We start from the raw sequence: 16157 nt of genomic DNA, 5'->3' as shown, positions 1-16157 counted from the left end.
TCGATTTAACCAGCAGAGGATCCAGACATGAGTACCAAGACCTATTTCCGGTGTGGCAAGCTCTTCGATGGCGAGTCCGAAACCATCCTGAGCGACCAGACCATCGTCGTGGAGAACGGCAAGATCACCCAAGTCGCGGCCTCGAGCGAATTGCCAGCGGCCGATGACATAACCGAGGCCGATTTCGGCACCAATTTCGTGATGCCCGGCCTCATCGACGTGCATACGCACCTCGCCTACGGAAATGCCAAGACGGAAGAGGACATCGACCTCTATAGCTCGCTGGAGTTCCGGGCACTGCGTGGTGTCTTCTTCGCTCGCCAGGTGCTGGCCTCCGGCTTCACCACCATCGTCGCTCCGGGCGACTCCGGCATGGTTTCGCGAGCGGTCCGCGATGCGATTGACGCCGGCCTCTTCGAGGGCCCGAGCGTCACGGCAGCAGGGCCCTACATCACCAGCCGCCAGGGACTGACCGACTGGTATCCCACATGGATCGGCGTTCCCACCACATCGATCGGCGTGCTTGTGACGAGCCGCGACGAGCAGATCGAGCAGGTCCGCAAGCAGGTCAAGGAAGGGGTGGACGCCGTCAAGATCGCAATGGATGGCATCTTGCGCCGACCGAACGGCGAATTGGTGGCAGCGTTCACCATGGACGAGACCAAGGCGATGGTCGACGAGGTGCATAGGCTGGGAAAGATCGCCATCACGCATGCGCGCGGCCGCGAGGCCACTCTCTACGCCGCTAAGTCAGGCGTCGATCTCATCTTTCACGCCTCCGAGATTGACGACGAGGGGCTGGACGCAGTTCTGGCCAACAATTGCGCCATCTGTCCGACCTTGACGCTCTTGCGCAACACGCTCGATTTCGTCGAGCCGGAAGACCCGGCGTTCCGGGAGGGCCGCGCCAATGCATGGCGGCGGGAGTTTGATGCAGCCGTGGAAAATCTCCAGAAGGTGCGTAAGGCAGGGGTGCCGATGCCGATCGGGACCGATTCCGGTTTTGCCGTCACACCTTTTGGCGAATGGCACGCGCGCGAGATCGAGATCTTCGTCAAGGATCTCGGCTTCTCGCCCATCCAGGCGCTCAAGGCGGCCACTTCCGTCAGTGCTCGGGTTGTCAGGCCGAAGGACAAGGTCGGCCGGATCGCCCCCGGCTACCGGGCCGACCTGGTCGCGCTCAACAGTGATCCGACCAAGAATATTTCTGTTCTCCTTGAGCGGGACAAGTTTGCGGCCGTCGTTCGGGGCGGCAGGTTCGTTTCGACCGAGAAGACTTTATACGACCCCAAGCGCGTCAGCGACTTCGCCATGACAATCTCCAGCGACCTATACACACGCGAGCGGGTGGCTGAGCTCATGATGCAGCGTGCTTCGCATGAACAGGGCAGTCGTCTGAATTGAAGGCTGTCCCGCTGGGTGCCAGCAATGAAATTGCCGGTACCCAGCCGCTCGGTCATTGGAATCGCGGTGAGAAAGCGACCGAGGCCACAGCCAAAGTTTTTGGACAGTACTTACAGCCGAACGCGATCTGCGGGCGAGCGTTGCCGCATTAGTCTGGTAGCGCAGACGACGTCAGCCCGATACTTGCTTGCTCAGCGCTCAGCGCGCCATCACCACATCGGCCTCGATCTCAATCAGGGCTCCATCGCGGACGAACTGGTCGACCCTCACCATCGTGCTCGCTGGCAGCTCTCCATCGTTGAAAAACTCTCGGCGAACCTCGTGCACATCACGAATAGAAGCGTCGTCGATCACAGCGACATAGATGCGGACGCGCACGATGTCCGTCATGCTGCCGCCGGCCTTCGCGATTGTTGAACGGATATTCTCGAGAACCTGCCGGGTCTGTTCGCGCATCGACCGGCTGGCGATGACGCCCTTGCCGTCGACCCCGAGCTTTCCGGAGACAAAAAGAAGCGTGTGGTCGGAAAGGTCGACCCGAACAGCGTCGGAATAGGCTGCGCGCTGTCCCGCAAGTGCCTTGATTCCGCGGGACTTGTCACCTTCCAGATCGATATACGTTTTCAACATGTGCAAATTCCGCCGTTATTTTCGCTGAGGGCCAGCATCACCGAAATGGCAGCCCAGTTCCGTGCGCGTGCGTTGTTGCGGCGCGCTTCCACATGGAAGGATGGAAGTAGCTGCGTCGTTATTCCAATAATTATTTGGCGGGTTTCATAAACGCTCGTTATTGCGAGAGTTGCTCTGCCGCCCTGAGTCCGTACCATGGATCGGAAAACGCCGGCGCCACCCGGGCCGGGAAACAGGGGCTCAGATTCAGAGCTAAGGAACCGGCCTCAATTTCGGCAAAGCGTTTATGAAGTGCCGCGTTGTTGGTCTCGCATTGTCCTTATGAACGGCGGCGTAGATATTGGCGGCACCCAGATCCGGATCTTCGAGCCGGACCACCTGTACGGCGTCGTGGCCGTCCCTTTGATAGCCCAGCGGGATCAGAGCCACGCCTTCTCCAACGGCGACCCTTGCGATCACGTTCAGCGAAGGCGTCTCCGAGGCGGCAATCCGCGGCGCTTCACAAGTGCGGCGCAGCTTTGAGAGCAGCATGTCGTGACCGACGGGGTCATATTCGCGCGGCACGATAATGAAGGGCTCGCTGCTGATATCCTCCAACGTAATCTGCTGGCGGGCAGCCAGCGGATGCGACTTCATGATCGCCACGCCCATCGGCTGGTGCGACACCACCATCGTATCGTATTCGGGCGACGGCATTGGCAGCGTCGTGATGGCGACGTCCAACTCCCCACGATCCATGAGCCGTCTCAGGTAATCCCCGGGATGAACCTCGAAGCGGATGTTTATCTTCTCATTGGCCTTCTTGAAGGTCGCGATGCGCAGCGGCACGTCGCTGTAAAGCACAGAGGACTGCATCCCCAAGCCGAGGTGACCCAATAGCCCCTGGGCGATCTGCAGACCCTCCGCCTTCATTCTAGCCATCATCGCCATGAGATGCCGCGACTGGTCATAAAATGCCTCGCCGGCGGGCGTCAGGGCGACAGTTCGCTTGGTGCGGTCGAAAAGGCGAAAGCCAAGCTGTTTTTCCAGTTTCGCGATGTGCTGGGAAATACCAGGCTGCGTCGCATGCACCGCCTCGGCAGCCTTTCCGAAGTGCTTGTGGCGCGCAACTGCCATGAAACCTGGCAGCAAACGGATATCGAACATCGACAGCTCCCGCCTAAGGTGATGAAACATTATGTATCTTTATCAAAAGCGGCAATAAATTAATTTGCTCGATGAGGCTCTGCTTTCCATACTGATTCATAAGCAGGTGGCGCTGGCTTCCTGCGTGCTGTCCCGTTCGGAACTGCCCGCCATGCATGACGGTGCAATCCAAAGACGTCTCCACAGGAAGCAACCGAACAGAAAGGGATTACCCGATGATGGAGACAAACCTCGAAATCATCGCCTATCCGGCCTCCGCGGGCGGGATCCACACCCGGGTGCTGGAGGCAGGGAAGGGTCAGGAGACGGTGTTCTTCCTTCACGGGGTGGGCGCGCGCGCCGATCGCTGGCGTCGCAACCTCCCCGTCGTTGCAGCCGCAGGATACCGGTGCATGGCCATAGACCTGCCCGGCCACGGCTTCGCGCGCAAGGGCGTCAGCTTCAATTACAGCGTGCCGGGCTACGCAGACTTTGTGCAGACCTTCTTGAACGAAAATGGGATCGGCGACTGCCATCTCGTCGGAACGTCGATGGGGGCTCATATTCTTTCGACCCTTTGCTGCAGAAATCGCTCGCGGGTCCGGTCCCTTACCCTGATCGGGGCGACGGGGCTGTTTCCGATCGGAGCGCAGGCGCGTGAGCGGATCGCGGCGAGGATTTCTGATGTCTCAAGGGAAGGAATCGGGCGGAAGCTAGCAGCGGTCGTTTACGATTCCACGCTGGTGACCGAGGCGATGAGGGAGGAGGAATGGCGCATCAACAACTCACCCGGCGCGATCGATTCCTTCAGACTGCTGGCCGCGTATTTCCGCAACGGCCTTGATGGCGACGCTGTCGGTAAAGGGCTGATCGCGCAAGCTGCCGGGTTAAAGCATCTGATCGTTTGGGGGGAGGAGGACAGATCGGTGCCGATCGACATCGGACGATCTTTTGCTGCCGAGATGAATTCATCTCTCGTCTCCATCCCCAGGACAGCACACATTCCCTACTGGGAGGCCCCGGAAACTTTCAATGCGACGCTCCTCCGCTTCCTCGGTTCGCTGTGACGCCTTGGCTTTCGAATCTTTGCTTGCACGAATAGCCCGTGGGCGGCCGTGATGATCCATGATCATCCGCAAAGTGTTGTTCCCAACCCTTGTCTGCGGCCCCTCCGGCCACAGCTGCATGGTGACCGAGTTGGCTCGCCCTCTGACAAGAGGGCAAGGAAAGCTCGGCCCATTCGTCGGACTGAGGGGATTGGATTTTGATCAGGACGAGCTTTCTCCAGGATCTGCTTGCGACGATCTTCGAACGGTCTGTTGATAGACCGCCAAGCCATGACAGACGCTCGCTTGCAGAGATGTGCAAGGCATTGCTTTCCGAGAGAGGCGAAGCGTCCGGCACGCTGATCGCGGCAGCAATCCTTGGCCGCTACGAGGCCGCCTCCGCGCAAGAAAAACGGAGCTTTTTCCAGCTGCTAGAGTGGGCCTACGATCTTGACTGCGAGTCCCTCATCGGCGCGGCCGAGACCTACCGACGCAACCGGGACTCCAACACGCTCTCGGAACTGCTTCGAGCTGCCGAGCCGCCTCGGCAGGAGTTGCTTCGCCGTCTCAATCGAGTTGCCGGCGCAACCGGGCGTCTGGTCAAGATGCGGGAGGATCTGCTCGCCATGATAGGTGATGAGCCGAGCCTACGCTGCGTTGATCTCGACTTCCAGCACCTCTTCAGTTCCTGGTTCAATCGCGGCTTTCTCGTTTTGAGGCGGATCGACTGGGCAACGCCAGCCAACATTCTGGAGAAGATCATCGCTTACGAAGCAGTCCATCGCATCAGCGACTGGGATGATCTGAGGAGACGCCTCGAGCCGCCAGACAGGAGATGCTTTGCCTTCTTCCATCCCGCGATGCCGGATGAGCCCCTCATATTCGTGGAAGTCGCGCTCACGACCGAGATCGCGGCATCTGTTCAGCAACTGCTCTCGCGCGACCATGCGGCTATCCGCGAGGCGGAGGCAAATACCGCCGTCTTTTACTCCATTTCCAACTGTCAGAGGGGGCTGGCCGGGGTTTCCTTCGGCAACTTCCTCATCAAGCAGGTCGCGACGGATTTGTCGCAGTCATTGCCGAACCTGAAGAGCTTCACAACCCTGTCCCCGGTGCCTGGTTTCGCACGCTGGTTGAGCTCTCAAGTGACGGAGGCGAATGGCGATGTCGAGCGTGTAAAATCAGCGTCCCGAATCCTGGAGGCTTCTTCGCCAGACGATCTCGAACAGGTTCGTTCCGAGACCCTGAGACTAGCGGCTGAGTATCTTCTGCATGCCAAGCGATCCGATGGACTGCCCCTCGACCCGGTGGCGCGTTTCCACCTCGGCAACGGGGCCAGAGTAGAGCGCATTCAAGCGCTGGCCGACACCTCATCCAAGGGGCTGGCAGAGGGCCGCGGCGTGATGGTCAACTACAGTTATGACCTCAACAGCGTGGAAGCTAATCACGAGGCCTATATTCACCACGGCGAAATCATAGCAGCACGAAGCGTTCGCGCCTTGCTCGGGGCGGCGCTCGCGCAGCATCACGCGCGGGGCACGCAAAATGCATAATCCGCTGTTTGATGCACTCTTCGCCCCACATTCAGGGAGCTCCAGGCCACTGCTCATTACCGGCAGTGATGTCGTCACTTATGATGCCTTTCTGAAGCTGGCGGCAAGACTTGCCAACGCGCTTGTGCACAATGGCGCCGAGCCCGGTGACCGGGTCGCGGTCCAGGTGAGCAAAAGTCCCGAGGCGCTTGCTCTCTATGCCGCCTGCGTCCAGGCTGGCCTCGTCTTTGTGCCGCTCAACACCGCCTATACGCCGGGCGAAGTCGCTTATTTTGTCGAAGACGCTTCACCGCGGATCCTGATTTGCGATGACAGCGGCCGCGAAGCTCTCGAAGTCGTGGCCGATCGCGCCGGCGCCAGGCTCATGACGTTGAGCAAGGACCGAAGCGGAACGCTCATGACTGAGACTTTGGGGGCGACAGATGCGTTCGAGACGGTCCGCCGAAATCCGGACGACCTTGCGGCGCTGCTTTATACGTCTGGTACGACCGGGCGATCAAAGGGCGCCATGCTGACCCATGACAATCTGCTTTCGAACGCTCGTGAGTTGGTCACAGCCTGGCGGTTCACCGCCGAAGACACCCTGCTTCACGCCTTGCCGATATTCCACACACATGGGCTGTTCGTTGGCTGCGGCGTTATTCTCCTTGCCGGCGGCACCATGATCTTTCTTGGAGGCTTTCGTGTGGACGAAATCATTGACTGGCTCCCGCGTGCCAGCACGATGATGGGCGTTCCGACATTCTACACGCGTCTGCTTGAGGACGCGCACTTTAATCGCCGGCTGGTCACGCACATGCGCCTCTTTGTCTCGGGCAGCGCCCCGCTGCTGGCGACAACCCATGGCGCCTTCGAAAGGCGTACGGGGCACCGCATCCTTGAGCGATACGGTATGACCGAAACCGGCATGAATACCTCCAATCCCTATGAGGGGGAGAGGCGTGCGGGCACGGTCGGATTCCCCTTGCCTGGCGTGGAACTGCGCATCGTCTCGCAGTCCTCAAGCAAGCCTCTCCCCACCGCGGAAGTTGGCGAGATCGAGGTGCGCGGTCGCAACGTGTGCAAGGGGTATTGGCAGAGGCCGGAAAAGACCAGGGAGGATTTCTGCGCGGACGGATTCTTCAAAACCGGCGACCTCGGGCTGGTCGATCGCGACGGCTACGTCCATATCATCGGGCGAGCCAAGGATCTGATCATCTCCGGCGGCTACAACATCTACCCGAAGGAGGTCGAGCTCGTCCTCGACGAACTGGAGGGCGTCATCGAATCGGCTGTGGTCGGGGTGCCCCACCCGGATTTGGGAGAAGGTGTGATCGCCGCCGTGATCTTTTCGGCGGGTTCGCAATTCGATCAGGCAGGATTGCTGCAAGCCATGCAGAACAAGATTGCCCGTTTCAAGCAGCCTAAGCGGATATTCGTAGTCGCTGAGTTGCCGCGCAACAGCATGGGCAAGGTGCAAAAGAACATACTGCGCCAACGTTTCATCGACACCTTCGAAACGTGAATAGACGCGTCGACACCATCGCGTGGCACTGGAATTCGGCATTTAGCCTCAAGCCATAGCGCCGCTTTCCCATTGCTACCGGCCTCCAAGCGCCGCCATCAGGTCGTCGGCAGCCGTTGCGACGGGTTCTGCTGCTAGCTTAGCTAGCGGGGCCGGCAGTCTGGGGCGCGGACCGGCGTGGCTCTTCCTGCGAGCTGCGCTGGACCAAAGTGATCGATGTTGAGAAATCAGTCAGCCTTTACTACGGCTATAGGTTGCGGGATCTCGCATCCGCTTCCGTGGCAGCGCCTGAAATAATGCTGGCGAGCCGATGTGACTCCATCCAGGCTTGCTTCAGCGCGTCCCGGAAAGTCTGCGACGCCTGGGCACCTGCGATGCCGTATTTTTCGTCGATCATAAAAAATGGGACGCCCTTGAGGCCCAGCCATCGTGCAGCCTATGTATCCGCCCGAACTTGGTCAGCGAATGCCTCGCCGGCGACGACGCTACGCGCTTCTTCGGCGTTGATGCCGAGCTCCCTAGCAAGCTCGACCAGGGTATTGATATCACCCAGCGCCTTACCCTCGCTGAAGTAAGCCCTGAACAGGCGCTCCTCCATCCCCGTTTGTACGCCAAGCGCGCGTGCGAAGTGGATCAGCCGGGGTGCATCGAACGAGTTGCCTTAGGTCGTCCGATCGAAATTGTAGTCGAATCCTTGCTGCGCGCCGAGCCGACGCATTTGATCGTTCATCGCGACAGCCTCGTTAAGACTCAAGCTGTGCTTTTCCGACAAGCTGTCGTTGAGGCTCTTGTTCGTGATGGAGGGTGCGTCAGGATCGAGCTGGTAGCTGCGCCAGATGACCTCCACCTGGTCGCGATGTTCGAACCGGGACAGCGCGTTGTCGAAGCGATGTTTGGCGATGTAGCACCAGGGGCAGGCCATATGGACCAGATCTCCACTTTCATGGCTTTCTCCATTGATCTGATTACTGGCTCCTCGCGAGCGTCCCGTAAGTGGCAAGATGAATATCAATGTTCATGCGCACGTCCATGAGCTTCCATGTCGGGTTGCAAATGGCCGGCAATGCCAGAAGTGGCCCGCACAAACTCTCTGCTCGACACTTGATCGAACAGAAACTTTGCCAGATGTCCTTTGGACAGTTTCATGCCGAGCTTCGTCCTTCCATAGGAACCAACCGCTAACCCGCCGTCGGCGGGACCGTCCTTGAGGAACGCGCTGCGCACCAAAGTCCAGTCGAGGTCGGAGTCTGCAACCAATTCGCCGGTCGTCTTGATGTCGTCGTAGGAACTCCGTGCGATCACCTTGAACAGCGTCACCAAAGCCTTCGATTTCAAGCCGAAGCCATCTTCTGGATCGCGGTAGCTCGCGGTCGAAACCTGGATAAGTCGCCGGACATTCAGTTCGTTCATGATCGAAATCACGTTCCGAGGTTCATTCGTGACTACACAATGGAACGACCGACCGATTACGGTTGACGGCAATACATAGCGAGTCATCGCATCCAATCGTACGTGAGGCGCATTCGTAATTGTGCCTGGCCGCGCGATGCTACGTTGCGTTATCCAGCGAGACTAGCCAATGACGCCCACGAAGCTGTTAATCGGGCAGATCGCCGTTGTGTTCGCGATCGTCATTCTTGGGGTGTGGACGTCGACGCAATGGTGCGCTCACATGCTCGGCTATCAGTCGCCGCTTGGCGTCCCATGGTTCGTCGTAGCCGGCTGGCCGATCTACAAGCCGTGGAAACTGTTTGAATGGTGGTTCCATTTCGACGCCTACGCGCCCGAGATATTTGATCAGGCCGGCGCGCTGGCCGGCGCCAGCGGGTTCTTGGGTTGCGCAGCCGCGATCGCTGGTTCGCTCTGGCGCGCGCGGCAAAGAGGGTTGGTTTCCACCTACGGCTCCTCGCGATGGGCCACGACGCTAGAGATCGAGAAGGCAAGGCTGTTTCTGCCGGCCGGAGTTTTCCTGGGCAAATTGAAGGATCGGTATCTTCGCCATGATGGGCCGGAGCATGTGATGGCCTTTGCTCCGACACGTTCAGGCAAGGGAGTCGGATTGGTCGTTCCGACGCTCCTTTCCTGGACTGGCTCGGCCGTCATTCATGACATCAAAGGCGAGAACTGGCAGCTGACCTCAGGCTGGCGGTCGAAGTTCTCATACTGCCTTTTGTTCAATCCGACCGATCCACGATCGGCGCGCTATAATCCGCTGCTGGAAGTGCGCAAAGGTCCAAACGAGGTCCGCGACGTTCAGAACATTGCCGACGTCTTGGTCGATCCGGAAGGTGCGCTCGAGCGACGAAATCATTGGGAGAAGACCAGCTATTCACTGTTGGTCGGCGCGATCCTGCACGTGCTCTACGCCGAAGAGGAAAAGACGCTTGCACGCGTCGCCACTTTCCTGTCGGACCCTCAACGTTCGTTTGCCTCGACACTGCAGCGCATGATGACGACAAACCACCTCGGCGCGGCGAACAAGCCTCAGGTCCATCCCGTTGTAGCCTCGGCAGCACGCGAGGTGCTCAACAAGTCAGAGAACGAGCGTTCAGGCGTTCTCTCGACTGCAATGTCGTTCCTCGGTCTCTATCGCGATCCGACCGTGGCCGCGGCAACATCGGCCTGCGACTGGCGCATTGCAGACCTTATGGATGCCGAACGGCCGATGTCGCTCTATCTCATCGTTCCGCCGTCGGACATCTCGCGCACCAAGCCGCTGGTTCGACTGGTCCTCAATCAGGTCGGAAGACGGCTGACCGATCGCCTGGAGGGTGATCCGAAGAAGAGCCGGAAACATCAACTGCTCATGATGCTGGACGAGTTCCCGGCGCTCGGCCGCCTCGATTTCTTCGAGACGGCGCTCGCCTTCATGGCGGGTTACGGCATCCGCGCCTATCTGATCGCGCAATCCTTGAACCAGATTTCCAAGGCGTACGGCGAGAACAACGCCATTCTCGATAATTGCCATGTGCGAATTGCCTTTTCCTCAAATGATGACCGCACGGCCAAACGGATTTCGGACGCGCTCGGCACAGCGACGGAACTCAGATCAATGCGCAACTATGCCGGCCACCGGCTGGCACCTTGGTTGTCGCACGTCATGGTCAGCCGCCAGGAGACTGCTCGTCCGTTGTTGACGCCAGGCGAAGTGATGCAATTGCCGCCCTCGGACGAACTAGTGCTGGTTTCGGGATTGCCGCCGATCCGCGCTCAGAAGCTGCGCTATTACCAGGATCAGAATTTTACCGAGCGGGTACTTCCTTCACCGGTGCTGCGCGACGATCCCTACGCGGACTGCCCCACGTCGAGCCCGGATGACTGGAGTGGACAAGTGCGCAGCTTCGACCGCCGTCTTGCCACCGACGACGAGAACGCCGGCGCGACAATTGAAGGTGAGGGCGGCGTTCAGCAGCAGCGCCATCCCGGTTTGCCTGAAGAACAAACCGTCATCGCTAAAGAGCCTGATCAGAGCGATCTGTTCGACTCCACGGACGACGATGGCGAGGCGGTAACCGACAAGCGCGTCATGGACCGGATTTCTAATGCCGCCCGCGCCTACGGCATCAATGAGGGCAGGGGCGACGACAAGGACATCGTTCCCGGCTTCTGAAAGGCCGCTCCAGGCAGAGCGCACGTCAGCGTAGATAACGGCCATAAGCGATTTTGAGCATCTGGCCGATGCTTGTTCGCATCGCCGGCGCAATGCCGGCCCGTCAGAACGAGCCGCTATGAAGTCCCACCGCATTCGTCATCAGTTTCTTCTCGAGCCGGAGCTCAGCGAGAAACTGGACAACCTCAGCCGCAACCCCTCGACCACCAAATCCGCGGTCGTGGCAAAGGCGATCGAAGCCTTTATCGAGCGGCGGGGCGAGAATGAGCTCGACCGGCGCTATGGTGTAAGGCTCGATCGTCTTTCCCGCGACCTTGGTCATGTCACGCGCGATGCAGAGATGATCCTGGAGAGCCTGGCGCTCTTCATCCGCTTTTCGATCACGCTCCATGCTCATACGCCGGTCCCCGACAAGGCAACGCAGGCGATTGCCCAGGAGCGTTTCGACAAATTCGTCGAGCAGGTCGGACGGCAGATCGCTTCCGGGAAACGCTCGCTCGGCAAGGAGAATAGCGGGGGAGGCGAAGGATGAGCTCTCATCCCGAAGTCGACCATCGCCGGCGCGCGATGTTGCGCACCGCAATGGGCCCGGCGATCACCGACGCGCTGGCAGATACGTTGGTCATCGAGGTGATGGTCAATCCTGATGGTGCGCTGCGGCTCGACCGTCTCGGAGAAGGCCGGATCGACACTGGCGTGTCCATGCACCCGTCGGAAGCGGAGCGCATCATCCGTCTGGTCGCATCCCATGTGCGCGCCGAGGCGCATGCCGACAATCCGATCGTCAGCGCCGAACTGCCGTCGGGCGAGCGCTTTGAGGGCCTGCTGCCACCGGTGGTGCTGGCGCCATGCTTTGCCATCCGCAAGCCGGCCGCAAAGCTCTACACGTTAGACAACTATGTCGCAGACCGGATCATGCTGCCGCTGCAGGCCGATGCCCTTAAAAAGGCGATACGCGAGCGTCGCAACATCCTGGTCGCTGGCGGCACATCATCCGGCAAGACGACCCTTGCCAATGCGCTCTTGGCCGAAGTCGCCGAATGCGACGAGCGGGTAATCCTGATCGAGGATACGCGCGAATTGCAATGTGCGGCCAAGGACTGCGTTGCCTTGAGAACAAGGCGCGGCTCGGTCACCCTCGCCGATCTCGTTCGCTCGACGCTACGCCTTCGACCCGATCGCATCATCGTCGGCGAAGTCAGAGGCTCGGAAGCGCTCGACATGCTGAAGGCCTGGAACACCGGGCATCCCGGCGGCATAGCCACCGTCCACGCCAACTCGGCACGCTCTGCCCTTTATCGCATCGAGCAACTCGCTCAGGAAGCCGTCGTCACTGTCCCCCGTCGGCTCATCGCCGATGCGATAGATCTGATCGTCTTCATCGCCGGGCGTGGATCCTCGCGCCGCATCGACGCGATCGCCGAGGTCACCGGTCTCGACGGCAGCGGCGACTACGCCGTCACCCAACTCACGCTTCCCCAACTCCAACAGTTCTGAAAGGCCAGTTCATGCGCAAGAAGCTTCGCTTTCTTTCGTCCGCCGCGCTCGCGTTCTGTCTTACGGCTCCAGCACACGCTGCCGGCTCTGGCATGCCGTGGGAACAGCCGCTGCAGCAGATACTGGAATCGGTGCAGGGACCGGTGGCCAAGATTGTCGCGGTGATCATCATCATCACCACCGGTCTGACCCTTGCCTTCGGCGACACGGCAGGCGGTTTCCGCAGGCTGATCCAGATCGTGTTCGGACTGTCGATCGCCTTCGCGGCATCGAGTTTCTTCCTCTCCTTCTTCTCCTTCGGCGGCGGGGCACTCGTCGGATGAGCACTGGAGAGCAACACATTGAGGGCTTCGAGGTGCCGGTCCACCGGGCATTGACGGAGCCGATCCTGCTGGGCGGTGCGCCACGAGCGGTGGCAATCCTCAACGGCACGGTTGCCGCGGCGATAGGCCTTGGCTTGCAGCAGTGGATTGCTGGACTGGTGCTTTGGATCGCGGGCCACACGTTAGCGGTCTTCGCTGCCCGTCGCGATCCGGACTTCGCCAGTGTGCTTGTCCGCCACCTTCGTCTGAGGGGGTGGCTTGCATGCTGAACCTGTCGGAATATCGCGGCAAAGCCGACCGGCTCGCCGACCATCTGCCCTGGGCTGCATTGGTGGCGCCGAGCATCGTGCTGAATAAGGACGGCAGCTTTCAACGGACGTTGCGGTTCCGCGGTCCCGATCTCGAAAGCGCGACGGAAGCCGAACTCATGGGCATTTGCGCCCGGGCGAACAATGCCCTGAGAAGGCTCGGGTCAGGCTGGGCACTGTTCTTCGAGGCCGAGCGCGTCGAAGCGCTTGGCTATCCGCACTCGCATTTCCCCGACGCGGCCACATGGCTGGTCGACGAAGAACGCCGCGCCGCTTTTGAGGGCAAGGTCGCGCATTTCGAAAGCCAGTATCACCTGACCGTGGTGTTCATGCCACCGCCGGACAGCCACGCTCGGGCGGAAAGCGCGCTCGTCGATACCCATCGTTCGGAGGGCGAAAGGGACTGGCGCCAGGAGCTGGCGCGGTTTCGAGATGAGACCAACCGCTTTCTGGATCTCCTGTCGGGCTTCATGCCCGAAGTGCGCGTGCTCGACGATGCCGAGACGCTGACCTATCTGCACGGCACCGTCTCCACCCGCCGCCATCCTGTCGCCGTGCCGGAAACGCCAATCTATCTCGACGGCATTCTGGTCGATGCGCCGCTCACCGGCGGATTGGAGCCGACGCTGGGCGAGCGGCATCTGCGCACGCTCACCATCCTTGGTTTTCCCAACCTCACCCGGCCCGGACTCCTCGATGCCCTCAATCATCAGGATTTTGCCTATCGCTGGATGACGCGCTTCATCCCGCTCGACAAGACGCAAGCTACGAAGACGCTAACACGGCTCCGGCGGCAGTGGTTTGCTAAGCGCAAGTCGATCGTCGCCATCTTGCGCGAGGTTGTCACCAACGAGCCCGTCCCGCTTGTCGACAGCGATGCCGACAACAAGGCGCTCGATGCCGACGAAGCACTTCAGGCATTGGGCGGCGATCATGTCGGCTTCGGCTATCTGACCACGACCGTGACGGTATTGGATGAGGACCGTCAAGTCGCCGCGGAAAAACTTCGCGCCGTCGAGCGCATCGTCAATGGGCTCGGCTTCACCACGATCCGCGAAAGCGTCAATGCGGTCGAGGCGTGGCTCGGCTCATTGCCAGGCCAAGTCTATGCCAATGTGCGGCAGCCGCTCGTTCACACGTTGAACCTTGCCCATCTAATGCCGCTGTCGTCGGTGTGGGCCGGTCCGGTTGCGAATGAGCATCTCACCAAAGCCACCGGCACCGAAGCCCCGCCGCTTCTCGTGGCCGAGACCAGCGGGTCGACACCGTTCCGGCTTTGCACCCATGTCGACGATGTCGGCCACATGCTGATCGTCGGCCCGACCGGCGCCGGCAAGTCGGTTCTGCTTGCCATGATTGCTCTGCAGTTCCGACGCTATGCCGGCGCGCAGGTCTATATCTTCGACAAAGGCAATTCGGCCCGCGCCGCAACGCTTGCCATGGGCGGCGAACACCATGCGCTGGGGGCTGCAGGCGCGCTCGCCTTTCAACCGCTGCGCAGCATCGGCGATCAGGCCACCCACAGTTGGGCGGCCGAATGGATCGCCGGGCTCATTGCCCATGAAAACGTCACCGTCACGCCGGAGGTGAAAGAGGCGATCTGGTCCGCACTTGGCAGCCTTGCCACCGCGCCGGCGCAGGAACGCACACTGACCGGCCTGTCGGTCCTGCTTCAGTCCAATGCGCTGAAGTCAGCATTGCTGCCCTACACGCTCGAGGGTTCCTTCGGCCGGCTGCTTGATGCCGATCATGATCGGCTGGCCTTGTCCAATGTGCAGTGTTTCGAGACCGAGGAGCTGATGCACAGCCAAGGCGCTGTGCTGCCGGTGCTCACCTATCTTTTCCATCGTTTGGAAGAGCGCTTCGACGGACGGCCGACACTGCTCATGCTCGACGAAGCTTGGGTCTATCTCGACAATCCGTTCTTTGCCGCCCGCATCCGCGAATGGCTGAAGGTGCTGCGCAAGAAGAACGTGTCGGTCATCTTCGCCACGCAGTCGCTTGCCGATATCGCCAGCTCTGCGATCGCGCCGGCAATCATTGAGAGTTGCCCGCAGCGCATTTTTCTCCCCAACGATCGTGCCGTGGAACCGCAGGCTAAGGCAGCCTACGAACGCTTCGGTCTGAACGAGCGGCAGATCGAGCTGGTCGCTCGCGCCACACCGAAGCGGCAGTACTATCTGCAATCGCGCCGTGGAAACCGACTCTTTGAGCTCGGCCTCGGCCCGATCGCGCTTGCGCTTTGCGGTGCCTCCGATCCTGCCAGCCAGACCCTAATCGATAGCGTGCTGTCCGAGCACGGGCAGGACGGCTTTGCCTCCAACTTCCTCAATGCACGCGGCCTCGACTGGGCCGCCGAGCTTCTCCGGCAATTCCCTCAACCAGATAAGGAGCAATCGTTATGATGCGGCGCCGTTTTCTCTCCGGCCTGATCACTCTTTCCCTGATCGCCAAACCGTTGGCCGATTATGTCCAGCCGGCTTATGCCCTCGTCGTGTTCGATCCGTCGAATTATGCGCAGAACGTGCTGACGGCCGCGCGGTCATTGGAGCAGATCAACAACCAGATCCAGTCGCTTCAGAACCAGGCGACCATGCTGCAGAACATGGCGCGCAACCTCCAGAGCCTGGATTTCTCTTCCGTTGGCCAGCTTACCGGTTCGCTCCAACGGATCGACGGTTTGATGGACCAGGCGAGCGGCCTGAGCTTCGATCTCGACAAGCTTCAGGACCAGTGGCGACAGCAATATCCCGAAAGCTATGACGCCACGATCAAGGTCAGCGACGTGGCGAGCGCCGCGCGTGAGCGCTGGCAGAGCGCCATGCAGGGGTTCCGCCAGACCATGGGCGTCCAGTCGCAGATCGTCGAGAATGTCCGCAGCGACGGCGACCTGCTTACCGATCTCGTCAACCGCAGCCAAGGGGCAGCCGGCGCGCTTGAGGCAAGCCAAGCCACCAATCAGCTGATAGCGCTTTCGACCAAGCAGCAGATGCAGATCCAGACGCTGCTTGCGACCCAGTTTCGGGCTGAGGCTGAGGATGCGGCGCGCAAGGCGCAGTCCGAGGAAGCCGCCCGCCAGACAACGAAGCGCTTCCTGGGTAGCGGCACGGCCTATCCCGGCAACTGATCACTAGCTCTTCAACATGAGGGAGGTGGC

At 60.4% G+C, this 16157-nt stretch carries 14 protein-coding genes and 1 pseudogene; 11 read left to right on the top strand and 4 right to left on the bottom strand.

All coding sequences use genetic code 11. From position 1 onward, the window contains the following. Positions 1–27 precede the first annotated feature (27 nt). Positions 28–1404, top strand: coding sequence for a metal-dependent hydrolase family protein (locus RFM41_RS23815; protein ID WP_320251612.1), 1377 nt, complete (start codon positions 28–30; stop codon positions 1402–1404). 198 nt (positions 1405–1602) lie between these two features. Here the strand turns inward: RFM41_RS23815 and RFM41_RS23810 are convergent, their stop codons facing one another. Continuing rightward, complete coding sequence (locus RFM41_RS23810; RefSeq protein ID WP_320251611.1) at positions 1603–2034, bottom strand: RidA family protein; 432 nt, start codon at positions 2032–2034, stop codon at positions 1603–1605. A 252-nt stretch (positions 2035–2286) separates the two neighbouring features. After that, complete coding sequence (locus RFM41_RS23805) at positions 2287–3180, bottom strand: LysR family transcriptional regulator (RefSeq protein ID WP_320251610.1); 894 nt, start codon at positions 3178–3180, stop codon at positions 2287–2289. Between the two features lie 155 nt (positions 3181–3335). Between RFM41_RS23805 and RFM41_RS23800 the strand changes: the two genes are divergently transcribed. The 3 genes from RFM41_RS23800 to RFM41_RS23790 all read left to right on the top strand — a co-directional run bounded on the left by RFM41_RS23800 (position 3336) and on the right by RFM41_RS23790 (position 7262). Further along, positions 3336–4226 (top strand): alpha/beta fold hydrolase, encoded by an 891-nt coding sequence (locus tag RFM41_RS23800; protein WP_320277444.1) that lies wholly within the window; start codon positions 3336–3338, stop codon positions 4224–4226. Positions 4227–4423: 197 nt separating this feature from the next. Then, complete coding sequence (locus tag RFM41_RS23795; RefSeq protein WP_320251608.1) at positions 4424–5758, top strand: malonyl-CoA decarboxylase; 1335 nt, start codon at positions 4424–4426, stop codon at positions 5756–5758. Further along, positions 5751–7262: a malonate--CoA ligase gene (locus RFM41_RS23790; protein ID WP_320251607.1), complete on the top strand. Its 1512-nt coding sequence runs from the start codon at positions 5751–5753 to the stop codon at positions 7260–7262. The genes RFM41_RS23795 and RFM41_RS23790 overlap by 8 nt, the downstream gene beginning before the upstream one ends. Positions 7263–7698: 436 nt before the next feature. On the opposite strand, the pseudogene RFM41_RS23785 reads toward RFM41_RS23790, so the two are convergent. Continuing rightward, positions 7699–8184, bottom strand: a pseudogene (locus tag RFM41_RS23785) (DsbA family oxidoreductase). 86 nt (positions 8185–8270) lie between these two features. Continuing rightward, entirely contained in the window at positions 8271–8759 is a 489-nt protein-coding gene (locus RFM41_RS23780; RefSeq protein WP_320251606.1) for an NAD(P)H-binding protein, read from the bottom strand. 82 nt (positions 8760–8841) lie between these two features. On the opposite strand from RFM41_RS23780, the gene RFM41_RS23775 reads away from it, so the two are divergent. The 7 genes from RFM41_RS23775 (at position 8842) to trbJ (ending at position 16127) form a co-directional block, all read left to right on the top strand. Further along, complete coding sequence (locus tag RFM41_RS23775; protein WP_320251605.1) at positions 8842–10872, top strand: conjugal transfer protein TraG; 2031 nt, start codon at positions 8842–8844, stop codon at positions 10870–10872. A 118-nt stretch (positions 10873–10990) separates the two neighbouring features. Continuing rightward, positions 10991–11404 carry a YlcI/YnfO family protein gene (locus RFM41_RS23770; RefSeq protein ID WP_320212895.1) on the top strand — a complete coding sequence of 138 codons (414 nt, stop codon included), beginning with the start codon at positions 10991–10993 and terminating at the stop codon, positions 11402–11404. Further along, a complete protein-coding gene (trbB, locus tag RFM41_RS23765; RefSeq protein WP_320212894.1) occupies positions 11401–12369 on the top strand; it encodes a P-type conjugative transfer ATPase TrbB in 969 nt (322 codons plus the stop codon). Before RFM41_RS23770 ends, trbB begins: the two co-directional genes overlap by 4 nt. Before the next feature lie 11 nt (positions 12370–12380). After that, entirely contained in the window at positions 12381–12692 is a 312-nt protein-coding gene (locus RFM41_RS23760; protein WP_320212893.1) for a TrbC/VirB2 family type IV secretion system protein, read from the top strand. Then, positions 12689–12961, top strand: a complete 273-nt coding sequence (locus tag RFM41_RS23755) for a VirB3 family type IV secretion system protein (RefSeq protein WP_320212892.1) — start codon at positions 12689–12691, stop codon at positions 12959–12961. Before RFM41_RS23760 ends, RFM41_RS23755 begins: the two co-directional genes overlap by 4 nt. After that, positions 12955–15405: a conjugal transfer protein TrbE gene (gene trbE, locus RFM41_RS23750; protein ID WP_320251603.1), complete on the top strand. Its 2451-nt coding sequence runs from the start codon at positions 12955–12957 to the stop codon at positions 15403–15405. The genes RFM41_RS23755 and trbE overlap by 7 nt, the downstream gene beginning before the upstream one ends. After that, positions 15402–16127: a P-type conjugative transfer protein TrbJ gene (gene trbJ / locus RFM41_RS23745; RefSeq protein WP_320212890.1), complete on the top strand. Its 726-nt coding sequence runs from the start codon at positions 15402–15404 to the stop codon at positions 16125–16127. Before trbE ends, trbJ begins: the two co-directional genes overlap by 4 nt. The last annotated feature ends 30 nt before the right edge of the window (positions 16128–16157 follow it).

This window comes from Mesorhizobium vachelliae (genome assembly GCF_033977325.1).
Taxonomy (GTDB): Bacteria; Pseudomonadota; Alphaproteobacteria; order Rhizobiales; family Rhizobiaceae; genus Mesorhizobium; species Mesorhizobium vachelliae.
The sequence above is the reverse complement of the archived record's forward strand: the minus strand, read 5'-3'. Positions and strand labels throughout refer to the sequence as shown.